This is a genomic window from Streptomyces sp. YPW6 (assembly GCF_018866325.1).
GTDB lineage: Bacteria > Actinomycetota > Actinomycetes > Streptomycetales > Streptomycetaceae > Streptomyces.
The window spans coordinates 4327659-4352320 of record NZ_CP076457.1 but is presented as its reverse complement, the minus strand read 5'-3'; the positions used below and the strand labels follow the sequence as shown (position 1 = coordinate 4352320).

At 71.6% G+C, this 24662-nt stretch carries 23 protein-coding genes; 9 read left to right on the top strand and 14 right to left on the bottom strand.

Annotated features, from left to right (window positions below; genetic code table 11):
• Window positions 1–81 precede the first annotated feature (81 nt).
• Both KME66_RS19335 and KME66_RS19330 read left to right on the top strand, forming a co-directional pair.
• Window positions 82–627, top strand: coding sequence for a hypothetical protein (locus KME66_RS19335; RefSeq protein WP_216324093.1), 546 nt, complete (start codon window positions 82–84; stop codon window positions 625–627).
• The gene (locus KME66_RS19330) at window positions 624–2582 is read left to right on the top strand and encodes an AarF/UbiB family protein (RefSeq protein ID WP_253208405.1); all 1959 of its coding nucleotides are present in this window, start codon (window positions 624–626) and stop codon (window positions 2580–2582) included. Before KME66_RS19335 ends, KME66_RS19330 begins: the two co-directional genes overlap by 4 nt.
• A 32-nt stretch (window positions 2583–2614) precedes the next feature.
• Here KME66_RS19330 and KME66_RS19325 read toward each other — a convergent pair whose 3' ends face one another.
• The 3 genes from KME66_RS19325 to KME66_RS34005 are packed head-to-tail and all read right to left on the bottom strand — an operon-like array spanning window position 2615 to window position 4686.
• Window positions 2615–3409, bottom strand: a complete 795-nt coding sequence (locus KME66_RS19325; protein ID WP_216324090.1) for an ABC transporter permease — start codon at window positions 3407–3409, stop codon at window positions 2615–2617.
• Window positions 3406–4434, bottom strand: coding sequence for an ATP-binding cassette domain-containing protein (locus KME66_RS19320; RefSeq protein WP_216324088.1), 1029 nt, complete (start codon window positions 4432–4434; stop codon window positions 3406–3408). Before KME66_RS19320 ends, KME66_RS19325 begins: the two co-directional genes overlap by 4 nt.
• Before the next feature lie 51 nt (window positions 4435–4485).
• Window positions 4486–4686, bottom strand: a complete 201-nt coding sequence (locus tag KME66_RS34005) for a hypothetical protein (RefSeq protein ID WP_253208404.1) — start codon at window positions 4684–4686, stop codon at window positions 4486–4488.
• Between the two features lie 9 nt (window positions 4687–4695).
• On the opposite strand from KME66_RS34005, the gene KME66_RS19315 reads away from it, so the two are divergent.
• A complete protein-coding gene (locus KME66_RS19315) occupies window positions 4696–4977 on the top strand; it encodes a nuclear transport factor 2 family protein (protein ID WP_253208403.1) in 282 nt (93 codons plus the stop codon).
• A 157-nt stretch (window positions 4978–5134) separates the two neighbouring features.
• The gene (locus KME66_RS19310; protein WP_216324086.1) at window positions 5135–6565 is read left to right on the top strand and encodes a DUF2637 domain-containing protein; all 1431 of its coding nucleotides are present in this window, start codon (window positions 5135–5137) and stop codon (window positions 6563–6565) included.
• Window positions 6566–6654: 89 nt separating this feature from the next.
• On the opposite strand, the gene lysS is transcribed toward KME66_RS19310, so the two are convergent.
• On the bottom strand, window positions 6655–8418 hold the full coding sequence (gene lysS, locus KME66_RS19305; protein WP_073227872.1) for a lysine--tRNA ligase: 1764 nt from the start codon (window positions 8416–8418) through the stop codon (window positions 6655–6657).
• A gap of 179 nt (window positions 8419–8597) precedes the next feature.
• On the opposite strand from lysS, the gene argS reads away from it, so the two are divergent.
• On the top strand, window positions 8598–10379 hold the full coding sequence (gene argS / locus KME66_RS19300; RefSeq protein WP_216324083.1) for an arginine--tRNA ligase: 1782 nt from the start codon (window positions 8598–8600) through the stop codon (window positions 10377–10379).
• A 73-nt stretch (window positions 10380–10452) separates the two neighbouring features.
• Here the strand turns inward: argS and KME66_RS19295 are convergent, their stop codons facing one another.
• The 3 genes from KME66_RS19295 to KME66_RS19285 form a co-directional block, all read right to left on the bottom strand.
• On the bottom strand, window positions 10453–10893 hold the full coding sequence (locus tag KME66_RS19295) for a hypothetical protein (RefSeq protein WP_216324080.1): 441 nt from the start codon (window positions 10891–10893) through the stop codon (window positions 10453–10455).
• A 197-nt stretch (window positions 10894–11090) separates the two neighbouring features.
• Window positions 11091–12302, bottom strand: a complete 1212-nt coding sequence (locus tag KME66_RS19290) for a phosphatidylserine/phosphatidylglycerophosphate/cardiolipin synthase family protein (RefSeq protein WP_216324077.1) — start codon at window positions 12300–12302, stop codon at window positions 11091–11093.
• Between the two features lie 172 nt (window positions 12303–12474).
• Window positions 12475–13920, bottom strand: coding sequence for a helix-turn-helix transcriptional regulator (locus KME66_RS19285; RefSeq protein ID WP_216324074.1), 1446 nt, complete (start codon window positions 13918–13920; stop codon window positions 12475–12477).
• A 227-nt stretch (window positions 13921–14147) separates the two neighbouring features.
• On the opposite strand from KME66_RS19285, the gene KME66_RS19280 reads away from it, so the two are divergent.
• The 3 genes from KME66_RS19280 to KME66_RS19270 all read left to right on the top strand — a co-directional run bounded on the left by KME66_RS19280 (window position 14148) and on the right by KME66_RS19270 (window position 16043).
• Entirely contained in the window at window positions 14148–14861 is a 714-nt protein-coding gene (locus tag KME66_RS19280) for a DUF4232 domain-containing protein (RefSeq protein WP_216324071.1), read from the top strand.
• Between the two features lie 157 nt (window positions 14862–15018).
• Window positions 15019–15804, top strand: a complete 786-nt coding sequence (locus KME66_RS19275; protein ID WP_073227852.1) for a helix-turn-helix transcriptional regulator — start codon at window positions 15019–15021, stop codon at window positions 15802–15804.
• On the top strand, window positions 15801–16043 hold the full coding sequence (locus KME66_RS19270) for a DUF397 domain-containing protein (RefSeq protein WP_216324068.1): 243 nt from the start codon (window positions 15801–15803) through the stop codon (window positions 16041–16043). Before KME66_RS19275 ends, KME66_RS19270 begins: the two co-directional genes overlap by 4 nt.
• Window positions 16044–16071: 28 nt before the next feature.
• On the opposite strand, the gene KME66_RS19265 is transcribed toward KME66_RS19270, so the two are convergent.
• Window positions 16072–16638, bottom strand: a complete 567-nt coding sequence (locus KME66_RS19265) for a dihydrofolate reductase family protein (protein WP_216324064.1) — start codon at window positions 16636–16638, stop codon at window positions 16072–16074.
• Between the two features lie 362 nt (window positions 16639–17000).
• A complete protein-coding gene (locus KME66_RS19260; protein WP_073227845.1) occupies window positions 17001–17459 on the bottom strand; it encodes a peptidoglycan-binding protein in 459 nt (152 codons plus the stop codon).
• A 340-nt stretch (window positions 17460–17799) separates the two neighbouring features.
• On the opposite strand from KME66_RS19260, the gene KME66_RS19255 reads away from it, so the two are divergent.
• Complete coding sequence (locus KME66_RS19255; RefSeq protein WP_073227842.1) at window positions 17800–18279, top strand: hypothetical protein; 480 nt, start codon at window positions 17800–17802, stop codon at window positions 18277–18279.
• A 12-nt stretch (window positions 18280–18291) separates the two neighbouring features.
• On the opposite strand, the gene hemB is transcribed toward KME66_RS19255, so the two are convergent.
• The 5 genes from hemB to KME66_RS19230 form a co-directional block, all read right to left on the bottom strand.
• On the bottom strand, window positions 18292–19296 hold the full coding sequence (gene hemB, locus KME66_RS19250) for a porphobilinogen synthase (RefSeq protein ID WP_216324061.1): 1005 nt from the start codon (window positions 19294–19296) through the stop codon (window positions 18292–18294).
• Between the two features lie 238 nt (window positions 19297–19534).
• Window positions 19535–21205: a bifunctional uroporphyrinogen-III C-methyltransferase/uroporphyrinogen-III synthase gene (locus KME66_RS19245; protein WP_216324058.1), complete on the bottom strand. Its 1671-nt coding sequence runs from the start codon at window positions 21203–21205 to the stop codon at window positions 19535–19537.
• Complete coding sequence (hemC, locus tag KME66_RS19240; RefSeq protein WP_073227831.1) at window positions 21202–22188, bottom strand: hydroxymethylbilane synthase; 987 nt, start codon at window positions 22186–22188, stop codon at window positions 21202–21204. Before hemC ends, KME66_RS19245 begins: the two co-directional genes overlap by 4 nt.
• Window positions 22185–23696 (bottom strand): glutamyl-tRNA reductase, encoded by a 1512-nt coding sequence (locus KME66_RS19235; protein WP_216324055.1) that lies wholly within the window; start codon window positions 23694–23696, stop codon window positions 22185–22187. Before KME66_RS19235 ends, hemC begins: the two co-directional genes overlap by 4 nt.
• Window positions 23693–24454: a redox-sensing transcriptional repressor Rex gene (locus tag KME66_RS19230; RefSeq protein WP_073227826.1), complete on the bottom strand. Its 762-nt coding sequence runs from the start codon at window positions 24452–24454 to the stop codon at window positions 23693–23695. The genes KME66_RS19235 and KME66_RS19230 overlap by 4 nt, the downstream gene beginning before the upstream one ends.
• Window positions 24455–24662 lie beyond the last annotated feature (208 nt).

Sequence of the window (24662 nt, the reverse complement as noted above, 5' to 3'; positions counted from 1 at the left end):
CTGCTCCCCGTCGCGGGAGGCAGGGTGTGCCGGTTTTCGGCCGGTTGCACCGCCTACGAGATGATGGGCAGTCTTACGCTCATGACCACACAGACCAGCAGCGCCGACGGCCAGTCGCCGACGTACACCACTCCCCCGCCGCCCCGTTGGGCGCGCTGGGCGGCCCACGCCGTCCCCTTGGTCGTCCTGCCCTCGTCGCTCTGGCGTCTGGCGATGGCCGTGGGCATCCCGGTCGGCTACAGCGACGAAGTGCTGCGCACGGACTACGGAATTCCCGGCAGCGGCTATGTGGTCCTGCCCCTGATCAGCCTCGCGCAGGAGGCCGCGGCCCTGCTCACCCTGGGACTGATCAGCAAGTGGGGCCTGATCGCCCCGCGTTGGCTTCCGTTCATCGGCGGCAGGCCCGTCCGGCCGATGGCCGCTGTCGTCCCCGCAGCCCTCGGCGCCCTGATTCTCACCGTGGTGACGTTCAGTCAGCTGATGATCTGGGACTCGGTCGACCAGGACACCCTGACCGGCGGCCACCGCGCGTTGATGGGCTGGTGCTACGCGCCGCTCCTGCTGTGGGGCCCGCTGCTCGCCGCCGTCACCGTCTCCTACTACCTCCGGCGTCGGCGGGAGCGGTGAACACCGTGGTGCTCGTCCTGCTCGCGGCGCTCTCCCTCACCGTCTTCCTCACCGGGCTCGCCTCCGGCGCCCGCAGGCTGCTCGGCATCAGGATCGGCAAGGGACGAGCCGTGCTCACTGCCGGAGTCGGTCTCGTCGCGGCCACTCTGATCAGCAGGCCGCTGCGCGACGTGGAGCCGGTGGCCCTGATCAGCCTGGAGATCGGGGGCGCCCTTCTGGTGTCGATGGCGTTCCTGGCCATCACCGAACTGGTGATGCCCAGCGGGACGCTCCCCGGCCTGGTGCGGCTCCCCCGCACCCTGCGGCGCCGCTTCGCCCGCACCCGCCGCTACACCAGGCTCAGCCGCATATTCATCCGCCACGGCCTCGGCCGCTTCCTCAGCGGCAAGTCGCGGCGCGGTCCGGGCGCGGCCGCCGAACGCCAGGTGCTCGCCCCGTCCCTGCGCCGGGCCCTGGAGGAGGCGGGGGTCACCTTCGTCAAGCTGGGTCAGGTGCTGTCCACCCGTTACGACCTGCTGCCGGCCGAGTTCATCGAGGAGCTGAGCAAACTCCAGGACCAGGCCGCGCCCGAGCCCTGGGCCGCGGTGGAGCAGGTGCTGACCGATGAGCTCGGGGCCCCGCCCGGCGAGGTGTTCGCCACGTTCGACCGCGAACCGCTCGCCGCGGGTTCCATCGCCCAGGTCCACCGGGCCCGGCTGCATTCCGGCGACCAGGTCGCGGTCAAGGTGCAGCGCTCCGAGGCGCGTTCCATCGTCGTCGACGACCTGGACATCCTCTACCGGTTCGCCACCAAGATCGAGCTGCACTCCGACTGGGGGCGCAGTGTGGGAGCGGTGGCGCTGGCCCAGGGCTTCGCCGTCTCGCTCCAGGAAGAGCTGGACTTCCGGATCGAGGCACGCAACACCCTGTCCGTGGCCGCCGCGATCAAGACGTCTCTCACCGGCGAATCCGTCATCCTTGTGCCCGCGGTCCACGAGGAGCTGTGCAGCCGGCGGGTCCTGGTGACCGAGTGGATGGACGGCACTCCCCTCAACAACGTGTCCGACGCACTCGACGAGCGCGGCCTCGACCGGCAGGCGCTGGCCCGCGCCATGCTGGAGTGCCTGCTCGGCCAGATCATGACCAGCGGGGTGTTCCACGCCGACCCGCACCCCGGCAACCTGCTGCTGCTCCGGGACGGCCGCCTGGGCATGCTGGACTTCGGGTCGGTCGGGCGGATCGACCGGTCGCTACGCTCGACGCTGAGCAATATGCTCCTGGCTCTGCATCGCGGCGATCCGCCGGGCCTCTGCGACAGCCTGCTGGAGCTGGTCGCACGGCCGGAGCAGATAGACGAGCGGGGGCTCGAACGGGCCGTCGGCCAGTTCCTGGCCCGCCACTTCGCCCCGGGGATCAAGCCCGACCGGGAAATGTTCGCCGACCTCTTCGCCATCGTCTCGCGGCACGGCATCAGCGTGCCGCCGGAGATCGCGGCCGTCTTCCGCGCGCTGGCCACCATGGAAGGGTCGCTGGACCGGCTTGTGCCCGGCTTCGACATCGTCTCCGAGGCCCGTTCGTTCGCGGTCAGCCGCCATCTGCACAAGCTCAGGCCAGAGGCGCTGGGGCGCACCCTGACCGAGGAAATGCTCGGAGTCATACCGATGCTGCGACGCCTCCCGCGGCGTATCGAACGTATCGGCAGCGCGGTGGAGAGCGGCCACATGGTCGTCGGAGTCCGGCTCTTCGGCGACCCGGAGGACCGCCGCTACATCCGGTCCCTGATGCACGAGGTGCTGCTGGCGTTCCTCGGGGGCGTCATCGGGCTGGTCGGTGTGCAGCTGCTCCGGACGAGCGGCGGGCCACGGATCAGCGAGGGTCTGGGGCTCTTCGAACTGTTCGGCTACAACCTGCTGGTGATCAGCTGTGTGCTGGTGATGCGGGTGCTGTTCATGATGATCGGTGCCCCCAGACGCTGACCGCCGTCCGCAGGCGCGCCGCCCTCGCGGGCTCAGCGCTGGGCGGCCGCCTTCTCGTACGCGCGTCCCGCGAGCGGCACCACGACCACGAGCAGCACCGCCAGCACGATCAGCGATGCGGCGACCGGGTGCTGAGCGGGCAGCGCCCCCGAACTGGCTCCCTGTTCGTTGCCGAAGAGCTGACGGCTGGCCGACACCACCGCACTGACCGGGTTCCACTCGGCGATCGTCCGCAGCCAGCCGGGCAGGCCGTCCAGCGGGACGAACGCGTTGGAGAGGAAGGCGAGCGGCATCATGATGATGCCGGACAGGGCGCTCACCGTCTCGACGTTGCGCAGGGTCAGCCCGATCAAGGCGCCCAGCCACGACATGGCAAAACCCATCAGAAGGAGCAGGCCGAAACCGGCGAGAGTCTGGAGCACGCCGTTGTGGGCGCGCCAGCCGATCAGGTATCCGACCAGGGCCATCATGGTGCAGGTCCAGGTGACCAGTACGGCGTCGGCTCCGGTACGGCCGATGAGCACCGACGAGCGGGCGATGGGCAGCGCGCGGAAGCGGTCCACCAGGCCGTTGTTGAGGTCGTTGACCACCCCGACGGCGGTGGTGGTGATGTTGGCGAGCATCACCTGGGCGAAGATCCCCGCCATGATGTATTCCTTGTAGCCGCCCTCGCCGGGCACCTGCATCGCACTGCCGAAGAGGTAGCCGAAGACCACGACGAACGCGATCGGCATGACGGTGATGCCGAGCAGCTGTTCCGGCATGCGCCGGATGTGCCGCATCTGGCGGCCCGCGAGGGCCAGTGAGTCGCTGATCGCCTCGGTCATGCCGGTTCCTTCTCCTTCGTCTGCGCGGACTTCCGCGGCCCGCTCTTCTGCTGCTGCGTGGGGTCGGTCTCCGGTTGCCCGTCGGACGCGCCCGGGTGCCCGGTCAGTGCGAGGAACACGTCGTCGAGCGAGGAACGTCGTACGGCGAAGTCCTCCGGCTCGATGCCCAGTTCGTCCAGACGCGCCGCCGCCGCGGAGATCGCGGCGACCCCTCCCGTGAGCGGGACGGAAACGCTGCGGGTCTCCTGGTCGACGACCGGGGCGGCGGGGGACACGGCGGCCAGGGCGCGGGCGGTCGCGGCCAGATCAGCGGGGTCGGCCACCGCCACCTCCAGGCGCTCTCCGCCGATCTTCCGCTTGAGCTCGTCCGGGGTGCCGTCGGCGATGACCGTGCCCTGGTCGATGACGGCGAGCCGGTCGGCGAGCTGGTCGGCCTCCTCCAGATACTGGGTGGTGAGGAGCACGGTGGTGCCGTTCCTCACCTGCTCCCGGATCATGTCCCACAGGGCGAGGCGGCTCGTGAGGTCGAGCCCGGTCGTCGGCTCGTCGAGGAACAGCACCGGCGGCCTGGCGACGAGGCTGGCGGCGAGGTCGAGCCGGCGCCGCATACCGCCGGAGTACGTCTTCGCCATCCGGTCGCCCGCGTCGGTCAGTCCGAACTGCTCAAGCAGCTCGGCCGCCCGCGCCTTGGCCGCCCGGCGTCCGAGATGGAGCAGGACCCCGATCAGCTCGATGTTCTCCCGGCCGGTGAGCCGCTCGTCCACGGCCGCGTACTGGCCGGTCAGACCGATGTTGCGGCGGACCTCCAGAGGCTGCTCGGCCAGGTCGTACCCGGCCACGGTGGCGCGGCCCCCGTCCGGCTGAAGCAGGGTGGCCAGAATCCGTACGGTCGTGGTCTTGCCGGCGCCGTTGGGCCCGAGCACGCCGAGCACGGTTCCGGCCGGGGCCGTGAGGTCGATGCCTCTCAGGGCCTGGTGGTCGCCGTAGTTCTTGCGGAGGCCTTCCGCTGATATCGCCGTTTCCATGACGGCCAACTCCCTTTCGTCGCACTGATGTCGTCGTTGACAGGCCGTATGTCAGCCGAGTTCGACGAGCCTCTGATGAAGGACCCGGCCGATCTCGGCGGCGGGCTCCGGTTGCAGCAGGTTTCCGTGGTGCGCGTCGATCAGATGGGTGCGGACCTCGCCCTTCACGTACGGGCGCCAGCAGTCGGCCGAGGAGGCCGCCTTGCCCGTCGGGTCGTCGGTGCCGACCGTGGACACGAGGAATGGGTCCACCCCGACGGAATGGCGGCCTACGGACTGGGCGGTACGAAGCACGGGCACACCGGAGTCCGGGAGTTCCTGGCCCACGTACCGACGGTGCTGGGCGGGATGCGCCTGGAACCGGCGGAGTTCGTGCAGTCGGGCGACCGGGTGGTGGTCTTCGGCACACGTCAGGTGACCTCCCGCAGCGGCCGTACCGAGACCCTGTCGTTCGTGCACTCCTGGACACTGAGCGGCGGCAAGGCCGTGCGGATGGAGGACATCTTCGACACCGCCGCCTTCCAACGGCTGATCGAAAGCTGACAGCCACCGGCCGCCCCACGGCGTCGACGACGAACTTCGGCCCCCTCCCCGCGCAACAAAACTCGTACACATGTGCCAGGCTGTCCCCTCGCCGGGCACAAAGACCGGCGCAGAGGCCGGATACGGCCGGGCAATGAGGTCGGGGAGGGGATCGCTGGTGGCCGCGATGCAGCTGACACGCACGCACCGCATACTCATCGGGGTCGTCGTCGCGGGTGCGGTGGTCATCGCCGCGATCGGGTTCGCGGGTTCCTACGCCGCCGTGCGCGAACTCGCCCAGGAGAAGGGCTTCGGGACGTTCTCCCTGGTCTTCCCGATCGGCATCGACGCGGGCATCTGCGTCCTGCTCGCCCTGGACCTCCTGCTGACCTGGATGCGCATCCCGTTCCCGATGCTGCGCCAGACCGCGTGGCTGCTGACCGCCGCGACGATCGCGTTCAACGGCGCCGCCTCCTGGCCCGACCCGCTCGGCACCGCCATGCACGCGGTGATCCCCGTGCTGTTCGTCGTCTCCGTCGAAGCCGCCCGCCACGCCGTGGGCCGGATCGCGGACATCACCGCCGACAAACACATGGAGGGCGTCCGCCTCACCCGCTGGCTGCTCTCCCCCATCCCCACGTTCAAGCTGTGGCGGCGCATGAAGCTCTGGGAGCTACGCAGCTACGAACAGGTCATCAAGCTCGAACAGGACCGGCTCATCTACCAGGCCCGCCTCCAGGCCCGCTTCGGCCGCAACTGGCGGCGCAAGGCCCCGGTCGAGTCGATGATGCCGCTGCGCCTCGCGAAGTACGGCGTGCCGCTCGCCGAGACCGCCCCGGCCGGGCTCGCCGCCGCCGGAATCGAACCGGCCCTGCTGCCGCCGGTGCCCGTCGAGGCCGACCACGCGAAGGCCGAGCTGAGCCCCGCCGGGCCAGGCCGGGCCGAGCCGGTCCACGCCGAGCTGCCGTACGGACCGCACCAGGAGCACGGCCCGCAGAACGGACAGCACGGGCAGCACGGGCAGCCCGGACCGCAGCACAGCCAGGGGCAGTACCAGGAGCACGGCCCCCAGCCCGAGCAGGCCCAGCCCCACCCCCAGCAGCAACAGCAGGACCAGACCCTGTCTCTCCAGAAGCAGGATCCGCCCACCCACGATAGCCCCTGGTTCGCCGCCCAGAAGCTGCCGGACAACGGCCACGAGAGCGCGTACGACCCGCAGCACGTCGAGGGCCCCGAGCCTGGCCCGGTCCAGATCCCCGCGGGCCCCGGCCGCACCCGGCCGCTCGGTGACGTCGGCACGATCGGCGCGGTCCCGCACCCCCGCCAGGAGGAGCAGGCCCCCGAGCCGCCCGAGGTCCCCGACCCCGAAGAGGCCCCGCAGGTGGAGCAGTGGCCCATGGAGGACACCGACTTCGCCCGGGAGGCGTACGAGGTGTTCAGCGAGTACACGGACGCGCAGGGGCAGTACCCGTCCGTGGAGGTCCTGGACATCCACCTCGCCGACACGCGCAACGTCCGCCACCCGCGCTCGACGGAGCTGCTCCAGCAGCTGATGCCGCAGTTCCGGGAGGCCTACGCGCAGCGGCCGACCGCCGAGCAGCCCGCCTGAGGCGCAGACGCAGGACCGTACGAAGGACGGCGGAGGGCCGCCGCCCGGGAGCGATTCCCGGGCGGCGGCCCTCCGCCCTTGTGGGGGTGTTACGCGCCCAGCAGCCTGCGCACCCGGTCCGCCCCCACCGCGAGCAGCAGCGTGGGCAGGCGCGGGCCCGTGTCGCGGCTGACGAGGAGGCGGTAGAGCAGCACGAAGAAGGACCGCTGCGCGGCCTTCAGCTCGGGCGTCGGCTTGGCGTCCGGCTCCAGGCCCGCCAGCACCTTCGGCACGCCGTAGACGAGCGTGGTGAGACCGTCCAGCGACCAGTGCGTGTCCAGGCCCTCCAGGAGGAGGCGCAGGGACTCGCGGCCCTGGTCGTCGAGCGAGCCCAGCAGCTCCTTGTCGGGCTCGTCCCGGACGATGGTGCGGGCCTCGGCCGGGACCTGGGTGGTGATCCAGTTCTCGGCCCGGTCCAGGCGCGGGCGCGCCTCGTCCAGCGAGGTCAGCGGGTTCTGCGGGTCCAGCTCGGTCAGGATGCGCAGCGTCTGGTCCTCGGCGCCGGCGGTGATGTCGGCGACCGAGGCGAGCGTCCGGTACGGCAGGGGCCGCGGGGTGGCCGGCAGCTCCCCGGCGGCCGTGCGGACGGCCCGGGAGTGGGCCGCGGCGTCGGCGGGCAGCACCGTGCCGTCGGCGACCTTGCGGCCCAGCGAGTCCCACTCGTCGTACAGCCGCTGGATCTCCTGGTCGAAGGCGATCTTGAACGACTGGTTGGGCTTGCGGCGGGCGTAGAGCCAGCGCAGCAGCGGCGCTTCCATGATCTTCAGCGCGTCGGCCGGGGTGGGCACCCCGCCCTTGCTGGAGGACATCTTGGCCATGCCGGAGATGCCGACGAAGGCGTACATCGGCCCGATGGGCTGCACGCCGTCGAAGATCTCGCGGACGATCTGGCCGCCGACGACGAAGGAGGAGCCGGGCGAGGAGTGGTCGACACCGCTGGGCTCGAAGATCACGCCCTCGTAGGCCCAGCGCATCGGCCAGTCGACCTTCCAGACCAGCTTGCCGCGGTTGAACTCGGCGAGCCGGACCGTTTCCGCGAAGCCGCAGGCCGAGCAGGTGTAGTTCAGCTCGGTGGTGTCGTCGTCGTAGGAGGTGACGACGGTGAGGTCCTTCTCGCAGTTGCCGCAGTAGGGCTTGTACGGGAAGTAGCCGGCGCTGTTGCCGCTGCCGTCGTCCTCGGCGGCGGCGCCGGAGCCCTCGGCGGCCTCCAGCTCGGCCTCGTCGACCTTCTTCTGCTGCTGCGGCTTCTTGCCGCCCTTGCCCTGGGCCGCCGGGTCCTTCTTGGTCCGGTAGCGGTCGAGGACGGCGTCGATGTCGGCGCGGTGCTTCATCGCGTGCAGGATCTGCTCGCGGTAGGTCCCGGCGGTGTACTGCTCCGTCTGGCTGATTCCGTCGTACTCGACGCCCAGCTCGTCCAGGGCCGCCGTCATGGCGGCCTTGAAGTGCTCGGCCCAGTTCGGGTACGCCGAGCCGGCCGGGGCGGGCACCGAGGTCAGCGGCTTGCCGATGTGCTCGGCCCAGGACGCGTCGACGCCCGGGACGCCGCCCGGGACCTTGCGGTAGCGGTCGTAGTCGTCCCAGGAGATCAGGTGGCGCACGGTGTGCCCGCGGCGGCGGATCTCGTCGGCGACCAGGTGCGGGGTCATGACCTCGCGGAGGTTGCCGAGGTGGATCGGGCCCGACGGGGACAGACCGGAGGCGACGACGACCGGTTTGCCAGGCGCACGACGCTCCGACTCGGCGATGACATCGTCCGCGAAGCGGGAGACCCAGTCGGTCTCGGTGCTGGTCTGACTCTCGGCCACGGTCGGCACGTCCTTCTCTCGTCTGTCGGTCCCGGTGGGTTACCGGCCATTCTCCCAGGTACCCCCCGCAGCGCGAAAACGGCTTTGCACCCGGTGCCGGCCGGGCGAAAGCCGACCGTAAAACGGCTTTACACCCGTGGGATACTGAGGAGATCCCTCGTACCCCTACGGAAACGGCAGCCCGTCCCATGCCTGAGCACGGCTCGGTCCCTTCCCTCGCTTCCACGCTCCAGCAGCAGCTGGCGGACGCCCTGACGGCAGCGCTGCCGGATGCCGGCGCCGCGGACCCGCTGCTGCGCCGAAGCGACCGGGCCGACTTCCAGGCCAACGGCATCCTCGCGCTCGCCAAGAAGCTCAAGGGCAACCCCCGTGAGCTGGCCGGCCGGGTCACCGCCGCCCTCCCGGCGGGAGAGCTGATCAAGGACATCGAGGTCTCCGGCCCCGGCTTCCTCAACATCACCCTCGCGGACCGGGCGATCGTCGAGACCCTGGCCGCCCGCGCCGCCGACCCCGCCGGCCGCCTCGGCGTGCCGGTGGCCGCGGACGCCGGGAAGACGGTCATCGACTACGCCCAGCCCAACGTGGCCAAGGAGATGCACGTCGGCCACCTGCGGTCGGCGGTCATCGGCGACGCGATGGTCAGGATCCTGGAGTTCACCGGCGAGGACGTCGTACGGCGGCACCACATCGGCGACTGGGGCACCCAGTTCGGGATGCTCATCCAGTATCTGATCGAGCACCCGGGCGCCCTGGCGCACGAGGGCGGGGCCACGGACGGCGAAGCGGCGATGTCGACGCTGAACCGGGTCTACAAGGCGTCCCGGGCCCTGTTCGACTCCGACGAGGAGTTCAAGGCCCGGTCCCGGGACCGGGTGGTGGCGCTCCAGGCCGGCGACCAGCGGACGCTGGAGCTGTGGCAGGGCTTCGTCGACGAGTCGAAGATCTACTTCCACTCGGTCTTCGACAAGCTCGACATGGAGGTCCGCGACCCCGACATCGTCGGCGAGTCCGGCTACAACGCCATGCTGGAGGAGACCTGCCGGATCCTGGAGGAGACGGGCGTCGCCGTCCGCTCCGAGGGTGCGCTGTGCGTGTTCTTCGACGACGTGAAGGGCCCGGACGGCAACCAGGTCCCGCTCATCGTGAAGAAGACCAACGGCGGCTACGGCTACGCGGCGACCGACCTCTCCGCGATCCGGAACCGGGTCCAGGACCTCAAGGCGGACACCCTGCTGTACGTGGTGGACGCACGGCAGTCGCTGCACTTCAAGATGGTCTTCGAGACGGCCCGCCGGGCGGGCTGGCTGAACGAGGACACCCGGGCCGTGCAGCTGGCCTTCGGCACGGTCCTCGGCAAGGACGGCAAGCCGTTCAAGACCCGTGAGGGCGAGACGGTCCGGCTGGAGGACCTCCTCGACGAGGCGGTCGAGCGGGCCACCGCGGTCGTCCGGGAGAAGGCCGGGAAGGTCGGCCTGTCCGAGGAGGAGATCGTCGAGAACGGCCGGTACGTCGGCATCGGGGCCGTGAAGTACGCGGACCTGTCGACCTCCGCCGTGCGGGACTACAAGTTCGACCTGGACCAGATGGTGTCGCTCAACGGCGACACGTCGGTGTACCTCCAGTACGCGTACGCGCGTATCCAGTCGATCCTGCGCAAGGCCGGGGACGCGGTTCCGGCCGCCCACCCGGAGCTGGCGCTGGCCCCGGCGGAGCGGGCCCTCGGGCTGCACCTGGACCAGTTCGGCGAGGTGCTCTCCGAGGTGGCGGCGGGCTACGAGCCGCACAAGCTGGCCGCGTACCTCTACCAGCTGGCCTCGCACCTGACCACGTTCTACGACCAGTGCCAGGTGCTCAGCCCGGACAACGCCCCGGAGGTCGTCGAGAACCGGCTCTTCCTGGTGGACCTCACCGCCCGGACCCTGCACCGGGGGATGGAGCTGCTGGGCATCCGGACGCCCGAGCGGCTCTGACCGCGTCCGCCGCACGCACCCCGGCCCCGGCGCCTGTTCCGCAGGAGCCGGGGCCGGCCGCGTGAGCCCGGGGTCACTGCGGGCGGCCCAGCGCCCATCCCGACACGTCGGAGAGGCGTCCGCGCCACAGCGGCAGGGAGACCGGCGCCGCGGCCCCGGAGACGAGGGTGACGTCCCGCAGATGGATCCAGCGGGGCAGCCGGGCCGCCCCCGTCTCGTCCTCCTCCGCACGCAGTTCCCGTACGCCCTGGTCGACGGTCTCCGGGAACTCGGCGAGCAGGTTGGCCCCCTCGCCCTCGACCTGCCGCAGGCTCCTGGCCCACTCGGCCTTCCACTGCTCGTGCCCGATGACGTCCCCGTGCAGGATGCCGCCGGGGTGCGTGAGGGTGAGGGGCAGGCTGGAGCGCGGGTCCTCGTCGAGCAGCTGGATGAGCAGCTGGAGCTGGAGGTCGGGCAGAGGTTCGGTGATCACCGCTGCGGACGGTGCCGGTGAGGTGTCGGCGGTCGCGCTCATGGGCCCTGCCCTTCACATGGGGGACGACGGTCGTGCTCCCCGCCTGCCCGGCGACGGCGCGGGCACGCCTCCGCGGCCCCCGGTCCCGGCGCAGACCGCTCGCGGGGGAGACGGTTCCCCGCGGAAACGGCTCGCGGAGGAGACGGCTCCCGGCGGAAACGGCTCGCGGAACGGGCAGCCCTCCGCGGATGCGGGTCTCAGAGGAAGCGGCGGATGGGGACGACAGCCGCTTCCCTGGCCCGCTGGAGCAGGTCGCGGCGCTTCCACCTGCCGCGTTCGATCTGCACGCTCTTCTCCCGGTCCTCCTCGAAATGGCCGTCGAGGGCGGCGGTGAAGTCCCGGTCGAGGACGGCGAGCATGACTTCCTCGTCGTGGTCGAGGGAGCGCCGGTTGAAGTTGGTGGAGCCGATGAGCGAGGCGACCCGGTCGACGGTGAGGGTCTTCGTGTGCAGCATCGTCGGCTGGTACTGGTGGATCCGCACGCCGCAGGCGGTCAGGTCCTCGTAGAAGCGCTGCCCGGCGAGCTGGCACACCCGCTTGTCGGTGTGCGGCCCCGGGAGCAGGATGTCGACCTCCACCCCGCGCCGGGCGGCGTCGCACAGCAGCCCGGTGAAGTAGGCGTCGGGGGCGAAGTAGGCCGTGGTGAGGCGGATGCGTTCCTCGGCGGACTCCAGGACGACCCGGATCAGGGTCTGCATGTCCTGCCAGCCGAAGGAGGCGGAGCCGCGGACGACCTGGACGACGGCGTCCCCGTGGTGCTCCTCGCTGATGAACCGGTCGCGCTCGTCGAACAGCTCGTCGTGGCACTCGGCCCAGTTCTGGGCGAACGCGGCGGCCAGTCCGTCGACGGCGGGCCCGGTGACCTGGACGTGGGTGTCGCGCCACTCGTGCTCGTCGCGGGCGTCGCCGCACCACTCCTCGGCTATCCCGACGCCGCCGGTGAACGCGGTCTGCTCGTCGACGACCAGGACCTTGCGGTGGCAGCGGTGGTTCTGCTTGAGCGGTGAGAGGTAGAGGGGCTTGCGGAACCAGGTCACGGTGACCCCGGCCTCGTCCATCATGGCCAGCTGGTCCTTCTCGATCAGCCGCGACCCGAACCCGTCGAGCATGAGCCGCACCCGGACCCCGGCGCGGGCGCGCTCGGCCAGGGCCTCGGCGAACTCCAGAGCGATGTCACCCCGCCAGTAGACGAACGTCATCAGATCGACGGTGTGCTCCGCTTCCCTGATGGCCTTCAGCATCGCCCCGAAGATGGCGTCGCCGTTACGGAGCGGGACGAGGGAGTTCCCCTCGGTCGCGGCGATACCGATCAGCCGCTCCAGTCTGCGTCTGAGCCGCAGGGACCGCTCCTCGCAGGTGCGGTCCTCCGGGGCCGTGCGATCGGAGGCTTCGGCAGCAGTGGCGGACATGAATCACCTGTGGGCTCGCGGGCGGGGGGGCGGCCGCACGCCGCCGTCGCGCGGCGGTGAGGCTGCCCAGAACCTCGCAGACTGTACTCCCGGGAGCCGGACCCCGGCGACACCCTCCCTACCGCCGCTACCGGCCCCGCCCCAGGTCGCGGTGGTGCTCGACGAGCCGGCGTCAGGGCTGACCGGCCCGCTCCCAGCCGTAGCCGGGGCCGCCGTGCACGTACTCCGGACGCCCCTTCATCCCGCTCAGCCGGAACGGCTTCCCCCGGTCGTCGATCCGCAGCGTCCCCTCCTCGCCACCGCTGCTCCACTCCAGCTCCAGGTACCAGCTGACGTCGTAGTTCACGGCCGTCATCTCCAGGTTGAAGACCTCCACGTCCTCGGACGACACCTTGTACGGGAAGTCCACCGCCGGAACCTCGATGTCCCCCTGCGTCCCCGGCACCGCCCGCAGGGTGGGATGCCCGGCGTCGAGGTGGGAGGCGAACGTCTGCGGGGTGATCCCGCTGCCGCAGCCGTTGCCCATCAGGTACGCCGACCAGGGCAGCGGTGCCTTGCGGGACACGACGCGGACGTTCATCCCCTTCAGGACGACCGCCTCGCGCGAGGTCCCCTGCACGGTGAGCTGGAGCCGCGTGTTCCCGCCCTCGACCCCGCCGTACGACTCCGCCCAGCCGCGCCGGTCCTGCGGCGCGGGCGGCGGGTCGAGCTCGTCGGGCCCCCGGTTCACCAGGTAGTGCTGGCCGCAGGGTTCCTCCCAGTTGTACGAGGAGATGCTGACGGTCGGCGGGGCGCCGAGCCCCGTACCGCCGTCGCCGCCCCCGCCCCGGGCCTGCCCGGCGACCGAGCCCGCGGAGGGCTTCCCGGGCGGTTGCCCCGACGGGGACGGGGAGGCGCTCGCCGAGGAACGGGCCGGACTCGGACTCCCGGAGGGCCGGGGCGGGGCCGGGGCAGAGCCCTCCGGCGCGGCGGCGGGACCCCCGCCCGCGTCCTCCACCCGGTCCGCGGCGCTCCCGCCGCCCTCCGTGCCCGACCCGGCGAGATCGACGGCGACGACGGTGGTGGGGACGAGGAGCGCGGCGACCCCGGCTGCGGCGACGAGCACCCGCGTGCGCCGGGAGAGCCGGGACCAGCGGGAGCCCGGGTCCACGCCGCCACCGGACGTGACGGACAGCTCCGACGGCTCGGGTGCCTCGGGGGGCTCCGGCGCCCCGCCCGCCTCGACGGCCTCCGGCACCGCAGCGGGCGCGGCAGCAGCAGGGGCGTCGGATGCGATGTCGGACGCGGCGTCAGGGACCCTGGCAGGCACGGCGTCAGGCACAGCCGCAGCGGCGGCGGCAGGCGCAGGCGCGGCCGCCGCAGAGGGCCGCCGCCGGGCCGCGTCCGCCACGATCCACCGCCGGTGCACCTCCACCAGCTCGTCGCCCGAGGCTCCGCAGACCCGCGCGAACCGTTCCACCGGAGCGAACTCGTTCGGCACGGCGTCCCCGTTGCAGTACCGGTGGAGGGTCGACGTACTGACGTGCAGCTTCCCCGCGAGCACCCCGTAACTGCGTCCCGAACGGTTCTTCAGTTCCTTGAGCAGAGCCGCGAACTCCACGGCCTCCGGCGTCGCCACGACGGCGCTCCCCTTCCTCGTGCGTCCCGGAACGGCGTTCCAGGGACGCGGAATTCCCGCAGGTCACCGTATGCGTAGACGTTCCGGCTTCCCCAATGGTTCGACAGGCGTTGCGGCCGGATTCCGCCACCCCACAAGCTCGGACCAGACCACAGCAGCACCACGGGCCGGCCGTTCGACCGGGCCGGCACGTCAACCGATCACCGAGTACGGGGAGTACCACCGCCATGCGCACCCACCGCATCCGCACCACCGCCCTCGCCGCCACCGCCCTCGCGGCCGCCCTCTCGCTCACCGCCTGCGGCGGCGACGACACGGCCATGGGGACCAGGTCGGCCGGCACCGCCGAGACGGCCACCCCCGCGGCGACGAGCACCGACGGCAAGGCCCGGTCCGGCGCCCCGGAGCCCGGCACACCCGAGACGCAGACCGTGCCCGCCGAGGGGAAGCACGCCGGCGGCAACGGCAACGGCGACAACCGGGGCGAGAAGCCGCAGACCGCGCCGGACACGGGTGCTGCGGCGTCGGTCGCGACCTGCACGCCCAAGAACTCCACGGTCAAGGTCTCCGAGGTGAGCCGCCCGATCAACCACCTGCTGCTCACGGTGACCAACACCGGCACCAAGGACTGCGCCGCGTACTACGCGCCGTTCCTCCGCTTCGACGACGCGCAGGCGGTGTACCCGATCCTCGACGACAGCAAGCCGCAGGCCGTCGTCACGCTCTCCCCCGGCGAGGAGGCCTACGCGGGCATCGGGCTCCTCGGTGAGCCCGGCGAGGACGAGCCGGTCAAGAGCGACAACCTCGGCGTGATCATGGTCGACAGGAACAACAAGTCCAAGGGCGAGACCACGCTGAAGCTTCCGGCGGAGACCTACACGGACAGCCGGGGCTTCGTCACCTACTGGCAGTCGGACGTCGAGAACGCCCTGATGTTCTGAGGGCGCCGAACCACCGCGGGCCACCGCCTGACGTGCCGTGACCATGGGCGACCCGTACAGATTTCTTGTACGGGTCGCCCATGCGTGAAGTGGGTTCCCGGGTGGGAGGGGGAACCGTATGCACCCCAGAAAGCGACAGCGTAAGAACGCGTCGACGATGAAGCTCGTGGGCAAGCTCCTGGCCCGGTTCCGCATCGAGGCGGGCATGACCCAGGTCGAACTGGCCCTGGCCGCGGGCGTACAGGAGGACACGATCGCCTCCATCGAGCAGGGCAGGCGCTCGCTCGTGCCGGATCTGGCGGAGACGATCGACGATCTGCTGGACACCAAGGGCGCGTTGTCGACGGCGGTCGACAACATGCCGGAATACGACCTGATCCCGCTGTGGGCCGAGCACTACCTCGACATGGAGCACGAGGCGCTGGCGCTCTCCTGGTACGACAACCAGGTCATCCCGGGCCTGCTCCAGACGAAGGCGTACGCGGAGGCGGTGTTCAGCAACAAGATCCCGGTCTACAGCCCGGAGGAGATCGAGACGCAGACGGCGACGCGGCTGCAACGCCAGCAGATCCTGGACCGGAAGAAGCCGCCGACGATCAGCATGGTGATCTGGGAGCCGGTGCTGATGATGAGACTGACGTCGGACGAGGACCACCGGGAACAGCTCCGCCACCTCTACGCGATGGCCCAACTCCCTGGGATCTGCCTGCAAGTCCTCCCACTGGACAGCCGGGCCCACGCGAGCCTCGACGGTCCCTTCACTCTCCTGGAAACACTGGACCACCAGCACATCGCCTACACCGAGACCCAGCGCGGCAGCCACCTGATCTCGGACCGGAACGAGATCAGCATCCTCGCCCAGAAATATGCGATGCTGCGAGCCCAGGCGCTCACCCCGCTGGAGACCTTGCGCCTGCTGGCCCGTTTACTGGGAGAGACATGAGCACCGCACTGAACTGGTTCAAGTCGAGCTACAGCGGCAGCGAAGGCGGCCAGTGCCTCGAAGTCGCCTACGACTGGCGGAAGTCGAGCTACAGCGGCAGCGAAGGCGGGGCCTGCGTCGAGATCGCCGCGCACCCCGCCGCCGTCCACGTCCGTGACTCCAAGAACATCGAGGGCCCGACCTTCACCGTCGCCCCTTCGGCCTGGTCGGCGTTCGCCGCCTACGCGGCCACCGCCTGACCCTCATCCCTCCTCAGCACCACGCGCCTCATCCCCGGACCGTCTCGTAACGGAGCATCGCGACCCCGTTCCCGAAGGTCCGGGTCTCCACCAGCCGGAGCATCTGCCGCTCCGCCGTGTCCCGGAAGAAGCGGCGGCCCCGGCCGAGGATGACGGGGTGGACGTAGACCCGGTACTCGTCGATCAGGTCGGCCCGCCGGAACGACTCCAGCAGCTCCGCCCCGCCGACCGCCAGGTCCCCCGAGGCGGCGTCCCGCAGACCGCGCACCTGCTCGGGGTCGACCTCGTGCAGCAGCGTCGCGTTCGGCCCCACGCTCTCCAGCGTCCGGGAGAACACGAACTTCGGCATGTCCCGCCAGATCCCCGCGAACTCCGCCATCGGGCCCTCGTTGGCCGGGTCCTGATCGGCGGTCGGCCAGAACTCCTCCATCAGCTCATAGGTGACCCGCCCCTCGACGAAGCCGCCCATGGTCCGGAAGTAGTCGTTGAAGTGCTGGTGCAGTTCCTCGTCGACCGTGTGCCAGTCGATGTCGTGATCGGGCCCCTCGAAGAATCCGTCGAGAGAGAGCGAGATGGACGTGATGATCCTGTTCACGGCGGCTCCTGCCGGATCGGCCCGGCCGACGGTGACCGGGGCGGCGCACAACGGGGCCTCGACGATACGTCCGGGACCCGGCGGCCGGAGCCCGGCCACGCCCGCCCCGCCAGCGGTCCTTCCCCGCGTCCTGCCGTACGGTCTCCGCCGGCGCGGCGAGAATCGGTTCCGCGCCCGTCCGGAGCAGCGAGCCCCCGGCGCCGGGCACGACCGTGCGCGCCGCACCCGGATCCCGCCGGACTCGTTCACCTCGCCGCCGGCAGAGGGCCTGCCGCCGGCGAGGTTCTGCAGCGCACACACCGGACAGCCCGAGGGCGAGGACTCCCCACGGAGACCCCGCCCTCAGGTGTCGCCCTACGTGTTCAGCACCAGCTGCTGCAGGCGTTGGCGAAACGCTTGAAAGCCGCCTGGGTGCCCGACCCGGCGATCCCGTCGATCGCCCCGGTGTAGCCCCAGCTCGACTTGAGCAGACGCTGCAGCGCCTTGACCGTGCCCGATCCGACGATCCCGTCGATCGCGCCGGTGTAGCCCCAGTGCGCCTTGAGGTTCCGCTGGAACGCCTTCCAGCTGTTGGTGCCCAGCTGGCCGTCGACAGCTCCGGTGTAGCCCCAGAACTGCCGGAGCCAGCACTGTGCGTACTTGGCCTGGGTCGTGCTCAGCCCGAGATTGACCACCGCGAGCGGGGTCACAGCTTCGGAAGTGACGGCCGGTTCCGTGGTTGACGCGGGTGCCGCGAGGGCGGCGCCTGCCCCGGCCAGGCTTCCGGCGGTGATCCCGACAGCGGTGACAGCGCCGACGAGCGTCCTTGTCAAGCCTCGCATTCGTTCCCCCTACGGTCGTGGTGGACCCGACCGCGTCAGCGCGATACGGGTCTGACGGCAGGGTTGACGATACTCATCCCGCGTCGACCCGCCAGGCCTGCTATCGGCCAGATCGAGAACAGCCGGCACGAGCCGCTCACCGGCTGAAGCCGCCGTCGTGACGGTGCGGACGTCCCCGTTCCTCCCTGCGGTCCACCGAGAGGAGACCCACCGCCGGCGGCCGCGGTGTTCCCTGCCTCCGCGGTCCGGGGCGCCCCCGGCCGCCCCTGCCACCGTCGTGGCCGCTTTCGTAGCATTCATGGCACTGGTCGACTGGCCCTGACAGAAAGTGTCCACCCCCATGAACGACACGAACCTCACGACCACGACGGAAGCCGCTTCCGCGGCCGAAGCCGCAGAGCGCCTGATAGCCGAGTTCCGTGCGCTGCCTGCCGGAAACGACCGCAAGCGCGAGATCATCACCGAGCTGGACGCCAACACCCAGGCGCTGCCGTTCCTCGTCTCGGTCGTCGCGGACCCGGGCGAATACGACCTCGCCCGGGTCGAGAGCGCCACCGTCCTGCGCCTGTGGCCCCCGGCCGACCCCGCTCTGCGCCACGAAGCGGGCCGCGCCCTGCTCACCGCGCTGCGCGACCCGGCCGAGGATCTGGTCCGGCAGTACGCGGCGATGTCGCTGGCGCCCTACACCGACGACCCGGTCGTCGCCACGGTCCTGGACACCACCGCGCGGGCCGACGAGGACCCGCTCGTCCGGGACAGCGCCCGCTTCTCCATCGAGGAGGCCCACCGGCTCCAGGAGACCGGAGCGGGCGGGCCGTGATCACGCGGGGCCTCAGCCCCTGCCGCGTCCGAGCCACTGGGCCGCCTCGGTCGCCCAGTAGGTGAGGATCATCTGCGCCCCGGCCCGCCGGATCCCGGTCAGGCTCTCCAGGATCGCCTTGTCCCGGTCGATCCAGCCCTTCTCGGCGGCCGCCTCGATCATCGCGTACTCACCGCTGATCTGGTACGCCGCGACCGGCACCGCCACGGACTCCGCGACCTTGGCGAGGATGTCCAGATACGGCCCGGCGGGCTTCACCATGACCATGTCCGCGCCCTCCGCCAGGTCCAGCGCCAGCTCCCGCAGCGACTCGCGGGCGTTGGCCGGGTCCTGCTGGTAGGTCTTGCGGTCGCCGGTCAGCGAGGAGCCGACGGCCTCGCGGAAGGGGCCGTAGAAGGCGGAGCTGTACTTCGCGGTGTAGGCGAGGACCGACACGTCCTCGTGCCCGGTCTGGTCCAGCGCGTCCCGGATCACGCCCACCTGACCGTCCATCATCCCGCTGGGGCCCACCACGTGCGCCCCGGCGTCCGCCTGGACCTGGGCCATCTCCGCGTACCGCTCCAGGGTCGCGTCGTTGTCCACCCGGCCGTCCGCCGTCAGGACCCCGCAGTGGCCGTGGTCGGTGTACTCGTCCAGGCACAGGTCCGACATGACGACGAGGTCGTCACCGACCTCCTCGCGGACCGCGCGCAGACCGAGCTGGAGGATCCCGTCCGGGTCGGTGCCCGCCGTGCCCCGGGCGTCCTTCTTCCCGTCCTCCGGCACCCCGAAGAGCATGATCCCCGAGACCCCGGCCTCCACCGCCTCGACGGCCGCCTTCCGCAGGGTGTCCAGGGTGTGCTGGTGCACGCCGGGCATGGCCGAGATGGCGACCGGGGCGTCGATGCCCTCCCGGACGAACGCGGGGAGGATCAGGTTCGCGGGGTCGAGCCGTGTCTCGGCGACCATCCGCCGCATCGCCGGGGTCGTCCGCAGCCGCCGGGGGCGGGAGCCGGGGAAGTTTGCGTACGCAGTCATCCTTCGACGATAGCCCCGTGCACCCCACGGTCTTACCGACACCGACGCCGGGAAAGGCCCGTGCGCAGGGCCCCCGACAGGCCCACGCGCCCGGCCGCCCGGCCTGTCAGAGGGCAGGCCCCGCCGGCAGTCCCGCCGTCGCGGCCCCGCAGCGGACGGCCGCCCCGACGACGGGTTCCGGAGCGGACAGCGGGCCCGGCCGCCGAAGCGACCGGGCCCGCTCACCCTCGTACTGCCGTTACGTCGTCGTCCGGCGCCTGCGCGCACCCGGGCGCCGCTCGCTCGGCCGGGTCACCGGGTCACCGGCCTCCCTCGCCGCGTCCCGGCGCTGCGCGCCGAAGGCGGCGAGCGCCTCGGCGAGCTTGTGCACCGACGGCTCCGGGGACAGCACGTCCACCCGCAGACCGTGCTCCTCGGCGGTCTTCGCGGTGGCCGGGCCGATGCACGCGATGACGGTCACGTTGTGCGGCTTGCCCGCGATGCCGACCAGGTTGCGCACCGTCGAGGACGAGGTGAACAGGACCGCGTCGAAGCCGCCGCCCTTGATCGCCTCGCGGGTCTCGGCCGGCGGGGGCGAGGCGCGGACCGTGCGGTACGCGGTGACGTCGTCGACCTCCCAGCCCAGCTCGATGAGCCCGGCCACCAGGGTCTCGGTGGCGATGTCGGCGCGCGGCAGGAACACCCGGTCGATCGGGTCGAAGACCGGGTCGTAGGGCGGCCAGTCCTCCAGCAGCCCGGCGGCGGACTGCTCGCCGGAGGGCACCAGGTCCGGCTTGACCCCGAAGTCGATCAGCGCGGCGGCGGTCTGCTCGCCCACGGCGGCGACCTTGATCCCGGCGAAGGCCCGCGCGTCGAGCCCGTACTCCTCGAACTTCTCCCGGACCGCCTTGACGGCGTTCACGCTGGTGAAGGCGATCCACTCGTAGCGTCCGGTGACCAGGCCCTTGACCGCGCGCTCCATCTGCTGGGGCGTACGCGGCGGCTCGACGGCGATCGTGGGGACCTCGTGCGGCACCGCACCGTAGGAACGCAGCTGGTCGGAGAGCGACGCGGCCTGCTCCTTGGTCCGCGGGACGAGCACCCGCCAGCCGAACAGCGGCTTGGACTCGAACCACGCGAGCTGGTCGCGCTGGGCGGCGGAGCTGCGCTCTCCGACCACGGCTATGACCGGCCGGTGGCCCTCGGGCGAGGGGAGCACCTTCGCCTGCTTGAGGGTCTGGGCGATCGTCCCGAGGGTCGCCGTCCAGGTGCGCTGGCGGGTGGTGGTGCCCGCGATCGTCACGGTGAGCGGCGTGTCGGGCTTGCGGCCCGCCGAGACCAGCTCCCCGGCGGCGGCCGCGACCGAATCCAGCGTGGTGGAGACGACGGCGGTCGCGTCGCTGGCGCCGACCTCGCTCCAGCACCGGTCGGAGGCCGTGCGCGCGTCGACGAAGCGGACGTCCGCGCCCTGCTCGTCACGGAGCGGCACCCCGGCGTACGCGGGCACACCGACCGCGTTCGCGATGCCAGGGACCACCTCGAAGGGCACCCCGGCGGCGGCGCAGGCGAGCATCTCCGCGCCCGCGTCCCCGTCCAGGCCCGGGTCGCCCGCGACCGCACGGACCACCCGCCTGCCGCCCTTCGCGGCCTCCATGACAAGATTGGCCGCATCCCTGAGAACGGGTACACCGGCGCTTGTTGACGAGACGTCAACAAGCGTCAGCTCAGGCGTGCTCACGCCTTCCCGCGCATGGCTGCGAACGACGTCGAGCACATCGGGCTCGGCGACAAGGACGTCCGCGCTCGCGAGCGCTTCGACGGCGCGCAGGGTCAGCAGTCCCGGGTCGCCGGGACCGGCGCCGAGGAAGGTGACCTGGCCTTGGGCGGACAGGACCGGAAAGTCGGATGCGGCGGGGCCGGTGGGGCTCAAAGTGCTCGCTCCCCCATAAGACCGGCCGCACCCTTGGCGAGCATCTCGGCGGCGAGTTCGCGACCGAGGGCCGCCGCGTCGTCGTGCGACGTGGGGACGGGACCGGTGGTGGACAGCTGTACCAGCGAGGAACCGTCGGTGGAACCGACGACTCCGCGCAGGCGCAGTTCGTTGACAACCTGCCCGTCGGCCAGGACGTCGGCCAGCGCACCCACAGGTGCGGAGCAGCCGGCCTCCAGAGCGGCGAGCAGGGCGCGCTCGGCGGTCACGGCGACCCGGGTGTACGGGTCGTCGAGCTCGGCGAGCGCGGCGGCGAGGTCCGCACTGGAGGCGGCGCACTCGATCGCCAGTGCTCCCTGGCCGGGAGCGGGCAGGACGGTGTCGACCGGCAGGAAGTCGGTCACTTCACCGCTCCGGTCGAGACGGCTGAGCCCGGCGGCGGCGAGGACCACCGCGTCGAGCTTCCCGTCACGCACGAACCCGATCCGCGTGTCGACGTTGCCCCGGATGGGAACGGTCTCGATCCGCAGTCCGTGGGAACGGGCGTACGCGTTGAGCTGCGCCATGCGGCGCGGCGAACCAGTGCCGATGCGGGCGCCTTCGGGCAACTGCCCGAAGGTCAGCCCGTCCCGGGCGACCAGCGCGTCGCGCGGGTCCTCGCGCGGCGGCACTGCGGCCAGCACGAGTTCGTCGGGCTGGCTGGTCGGCAGGTCCTTGAGCGAGTGGACGGCGAAGTCCACCTCGCCCCGCAGCAGCGCCTCGCGCAGGGCGGCGACGAAGACGCCGGTGCCGCCGATCTGCGCCAGGTGCTCGCGGGAGGTGTCCCCGTACGTGGTGATCTCGACGAGCTCGACGGCGCGCCCGGTCACCTCACGGACCGCCTCGGCGACGAGTCCGGACTGGGCCATGGCGAGCTTGGAGCGCCGGGTGCCCAGCCGGAGCGGCGCGGCGCCCCGCGCGTCCGGCGATGAGTTGTCGGTCATGACCGCCCTCTATTCGGGTCGTTCAGGTCGGCCCGGGAGACGGCGGCCACCGTCTGCGGGTCGAGGTCGAAGAGTTCTCGCAGCGCGTCCGCGTACCCGGCGCCGCCGGGCTCGCTGGCGAGCTGCTTGACCCGCACGGTGGGCGCGTGCAGGAGCTTGTCGACGACGCGGCGCACGGTCTGGGTGATCTCGGCGCGCTGCTTCTCGTCCAGGTCGGGGAGGCGGCCGTCCAGCCGGGCGATCTCGCCGGCGACCACACCGGCGGCCATGGTGCGCAGGGCGACCACGGTCGGGGCGACGTGCGCGGCGCGCTGGGCGGCGCCGAAGGCGGCCACCTCGTCGGAGACGATCGTGCGGACCCGGTCCACGTCGGCGGCCATCGGGGCGTCGGCGGACGCTTCGGCGAGCGACTCGATGTCGACGAGGCGCACTCCGTCGATGCGGTGGGCGGCGCCGTCGATGTCGCGCGGCATGGCGAGGTCGAGCAGGGCGAGCCGGACCGGTCCGGTGGACTGCGCGGGCACGGTCACCCGGCGCGGCGCGGTCGCCTGACCGGCGTGCGCGGCGGAGGCGGCGGAACCGTTCTCCACCCAGGCGGCGTGCTGGTCGACGTCGTCCGGGGCGGGGGTGACGGCGGTGACCGCCGGTTCCTCGGGGGCGTCGCCCGGCACCGTGCCCAGGGCGTCGGCGAGGGCGTCCGCGGTGAGCACGAGGCCGGTGGATCCGGTGCAGGAGACGACGATGTCGGCACGTGTCAGTTCGTCGCCCACCGCGGACATCTCGACGGCGCGGGCGCGCACGGCGGTGTCGTCGCCCTGCTGGAGGATCTCCACCAGGCGGTCCGCGCGGGAGCGGGTCCGGTTGGCGACGGCGATCTCGGCGACACCGGTCCGGGCGAGGGTCGCGGCGGCCAGCGAGGACATCGAGCCGGCGCCGATGACCAGGGCGCGCTTGCCCCCGGCCCAGAGGGCGGGGTCGGCACCGGCGGCGAGCTGCTGGAGCCCGAAGGTGACGAGCGACTGCCCGGCCCGGTCGATCCCGGTCTCGCTGTGGGCGCGCTTGCCGACCCGCAGGGCCTGCTGGAAGAGGTCGTTCAGCAGCCGTCCGGCGGTGTGCAGCTCCTGGCCGCGCGCGAGCGCGTCCTTGATCTGGCCGAGGATCTGCCCCTCGCCGACGACCATCGAGTCCAGCCCGCAGGCCACCGAGAAGAGGTGGTGGACGGCCCGGTCCTCGTAGTGCACATAGAGATAGGGAGTGAGCTCCTCCAGGCCGACACCGCTGTGCTGGGCGAGCAGGGTGGAGAGCTCGGCGACGCCCGCGTGGAACTTGTCCACGTCCGCGTACAGCTCGATGCGGTTGCAGGTGGCGAGCACGGCGGCCTCGGTCGCGGGTTCCGCGGCGAGGGTGTCCTGGAGCAGCTTGGCCTGCGTCTCGGCAGCGAGGGAGGCCCGCTCCAGTACGGAGACGGGGGCGCTGCGGTGGCTCAGTCCGACGACGAGGAGGCTCATGCGGGCATCACGGCGGGCATGTCCCCGTCGGGTCCCTTCCGGCCGGCGGGCGTGGCGCGCATCGGGGGCGCGCCGCCGTCCTCGGCGGTGGAGTCCTCGCCCGCCTTGCGCTGCTCGTGGAACGCGAGGATCTGGAGCTCGATGGAGAGGTCGACCTTGCGCACGTCGACGCCCTCGGGCACCGACAGGACGGTCGGCGCGAAGTTCAGGATGGAGGTCACCCCGGCGGCGACGAGCCGGTCGCAGACCTGCTGGGCGGCGCCGGGCGGGGTGGTGATCACCCCGATGGACACACCGTTCTCACTGATGATCCGGTCGAGGTCGTCCGTGTGCTGGACGGCGATCCCGGCCACCGGCGTACCGGCCATGGCGGGGTCGGCGTCGATCAGCGCCGCGACGCGGAAGCCGCGGGAGGCGAAGCCGCCGTAGTTGGCGAGGGCCGCGCCGAGGTTACCGATACCGACGATGGCGACCGGCCAGTCCTGGGTGAGCCCGAGCTCACGGGAGATCTGGTAGACGAGATACTCGACGTCGTACCCGACACCCCGGGTGCCGTAGGACCCCAGGTAGCTGAAATCCTTGCGCAGCTTCGCCGAGTTGACGCCGGCCGCCGTGGCCAGCTCCTCGGAGGAGACCGTGGGGACCGATCGCTCGGAGAGCGCGGTCAGGGCGCGCAGGTACAGCGGAAGTCGGGCGACGGTGGCCTCGGGAATTCCTCGGCTACGGGTCGCCGGTCGGTGAGTTCGGCCAGTTGCCACGGTGCTCCTGCGGGACGAGCGGGGCTGCAGGCGGCCGTCTGTCCCAAGACCGCCCCGTCCAATGCAGGCTATGCCTTTGTGAACGCGTGCACAAAGATTGTGTCCGTTTTGTCCGGTCAACGTGACCGGGGTCACGCACATTTCCCGCGCGATCCCGGAACCGGGGACCGCACCGTCCCGTTGCAGCCTCGAAGAGGGCAAAGCGGCA

Excerpts from the sequence above, each read along its gene's own strand:
- KME66_RS19280 (WP_216324071.1), top strand. The coding sequence starts at position 14,148 with ATGCGCACCCACCGCATCCGCACCACCGCCCTCGCCGCCACCGCCCTC.
- KME66_RS19235 (WP_216324055.1), bottom strand. The coding sequence starts at position 23,696 with ATGAGCCTCCTCGTCGTCGGACTGAGCCACCGCAGCGCCCCCGTCTCC.
- KME66_RS19290 (WP_216324077.1), bottom strand. The coding sequence starts at position 12,302 with ATGTCCGCCACTGCTGCCGAAGCCTCCGATCGCACGGCCCCGGAGGAC.
- KME66_RS19270 (WP_216324068.1), top strand. The coding sequence starts at position 15,801 with ATGAGCACCGCACTGAACTGGTTCAAGTCGAGCTACAGCGGCAGCGAA.
- KME66_RS19335 (WP_216324093.1), top strand. The coding sequence starts at position 82 with ATGACCACACAGACCAGCAGCGCCGACGGCCAGTCGCCGACGTACACC.
- KME66_RS19315 (WP_253208403.1), top strand. The coding sequence starts at position 4,696 with ATGGCGGCCTACGGACTGGGCGGTACGAAGCACGGGCACACCGGAGTC.
- KME66_RS19325 (WP_216324090.1), bottom strand. The coding sequence starts at position 3,409 with ATGACCGAGGCGATCAGCGACTCACTGGCCCTCGCGGGCCGCCAGATG.
- KME66_RS19295 (WP_216324080.1), bottom strand. The coding sequence starts at position 10,893 with ATGAGCGCGACCGCCGACACCTCACCGGCACCGTCCGCAGCGGTGATC.
- KME66_RS19275 (WP_073227852.1), top strand. The coding sequence starts at position 15,019 with ATGAAGCTCGTGGGCAAGCTCCTGGCCCGGTTCCGCATCGAGGCGGGC.
- hemB (WP_216324061.1), bottom strand. The coding sequence starts at position 19,296 with ATGACTGCGTACGCAAACTTCCCCGGCTCCCGCCCCCGGCGGCTGCGG.
- KME66_RS19260 (WP_073227845.1), bottom strand. The coding sequence starts at position 17,459 with ATGCGAGGCTTGACAAGGACGCTCGTCGGCGCTGTCACCGCTGTCGGG.
- hemC (WP_073227831.1), bottom strand. The coding sequence starts at position 22,188 with ATGACCGACAACTCATCGCCGGACGCGCGGGGCGCCGCGCCGCTCCGG.
- argS (WP_216324083.1), top strand. The coding sequence starts at position 8,598 with ATGCCTGAGCACGGCTCGGTCCCTTCCCTCGCTTCCACGCTCCAGCAG.
- KME66_RS19320 (WP_216324088.1), bottom strand. The coding sequence starts at position 4,434 with ATGGAAACGGCGATATCAGCGGAAGGCCTCCGCAAGAACTACGGCGAC.
- KME66_RS19255 (WP_073227842.1), top strand. The coding sequence starts at position 17,800 with ATGAACGACACGAACCTCACGACCACGACGGAAGCCGCTTCCGCGGCC.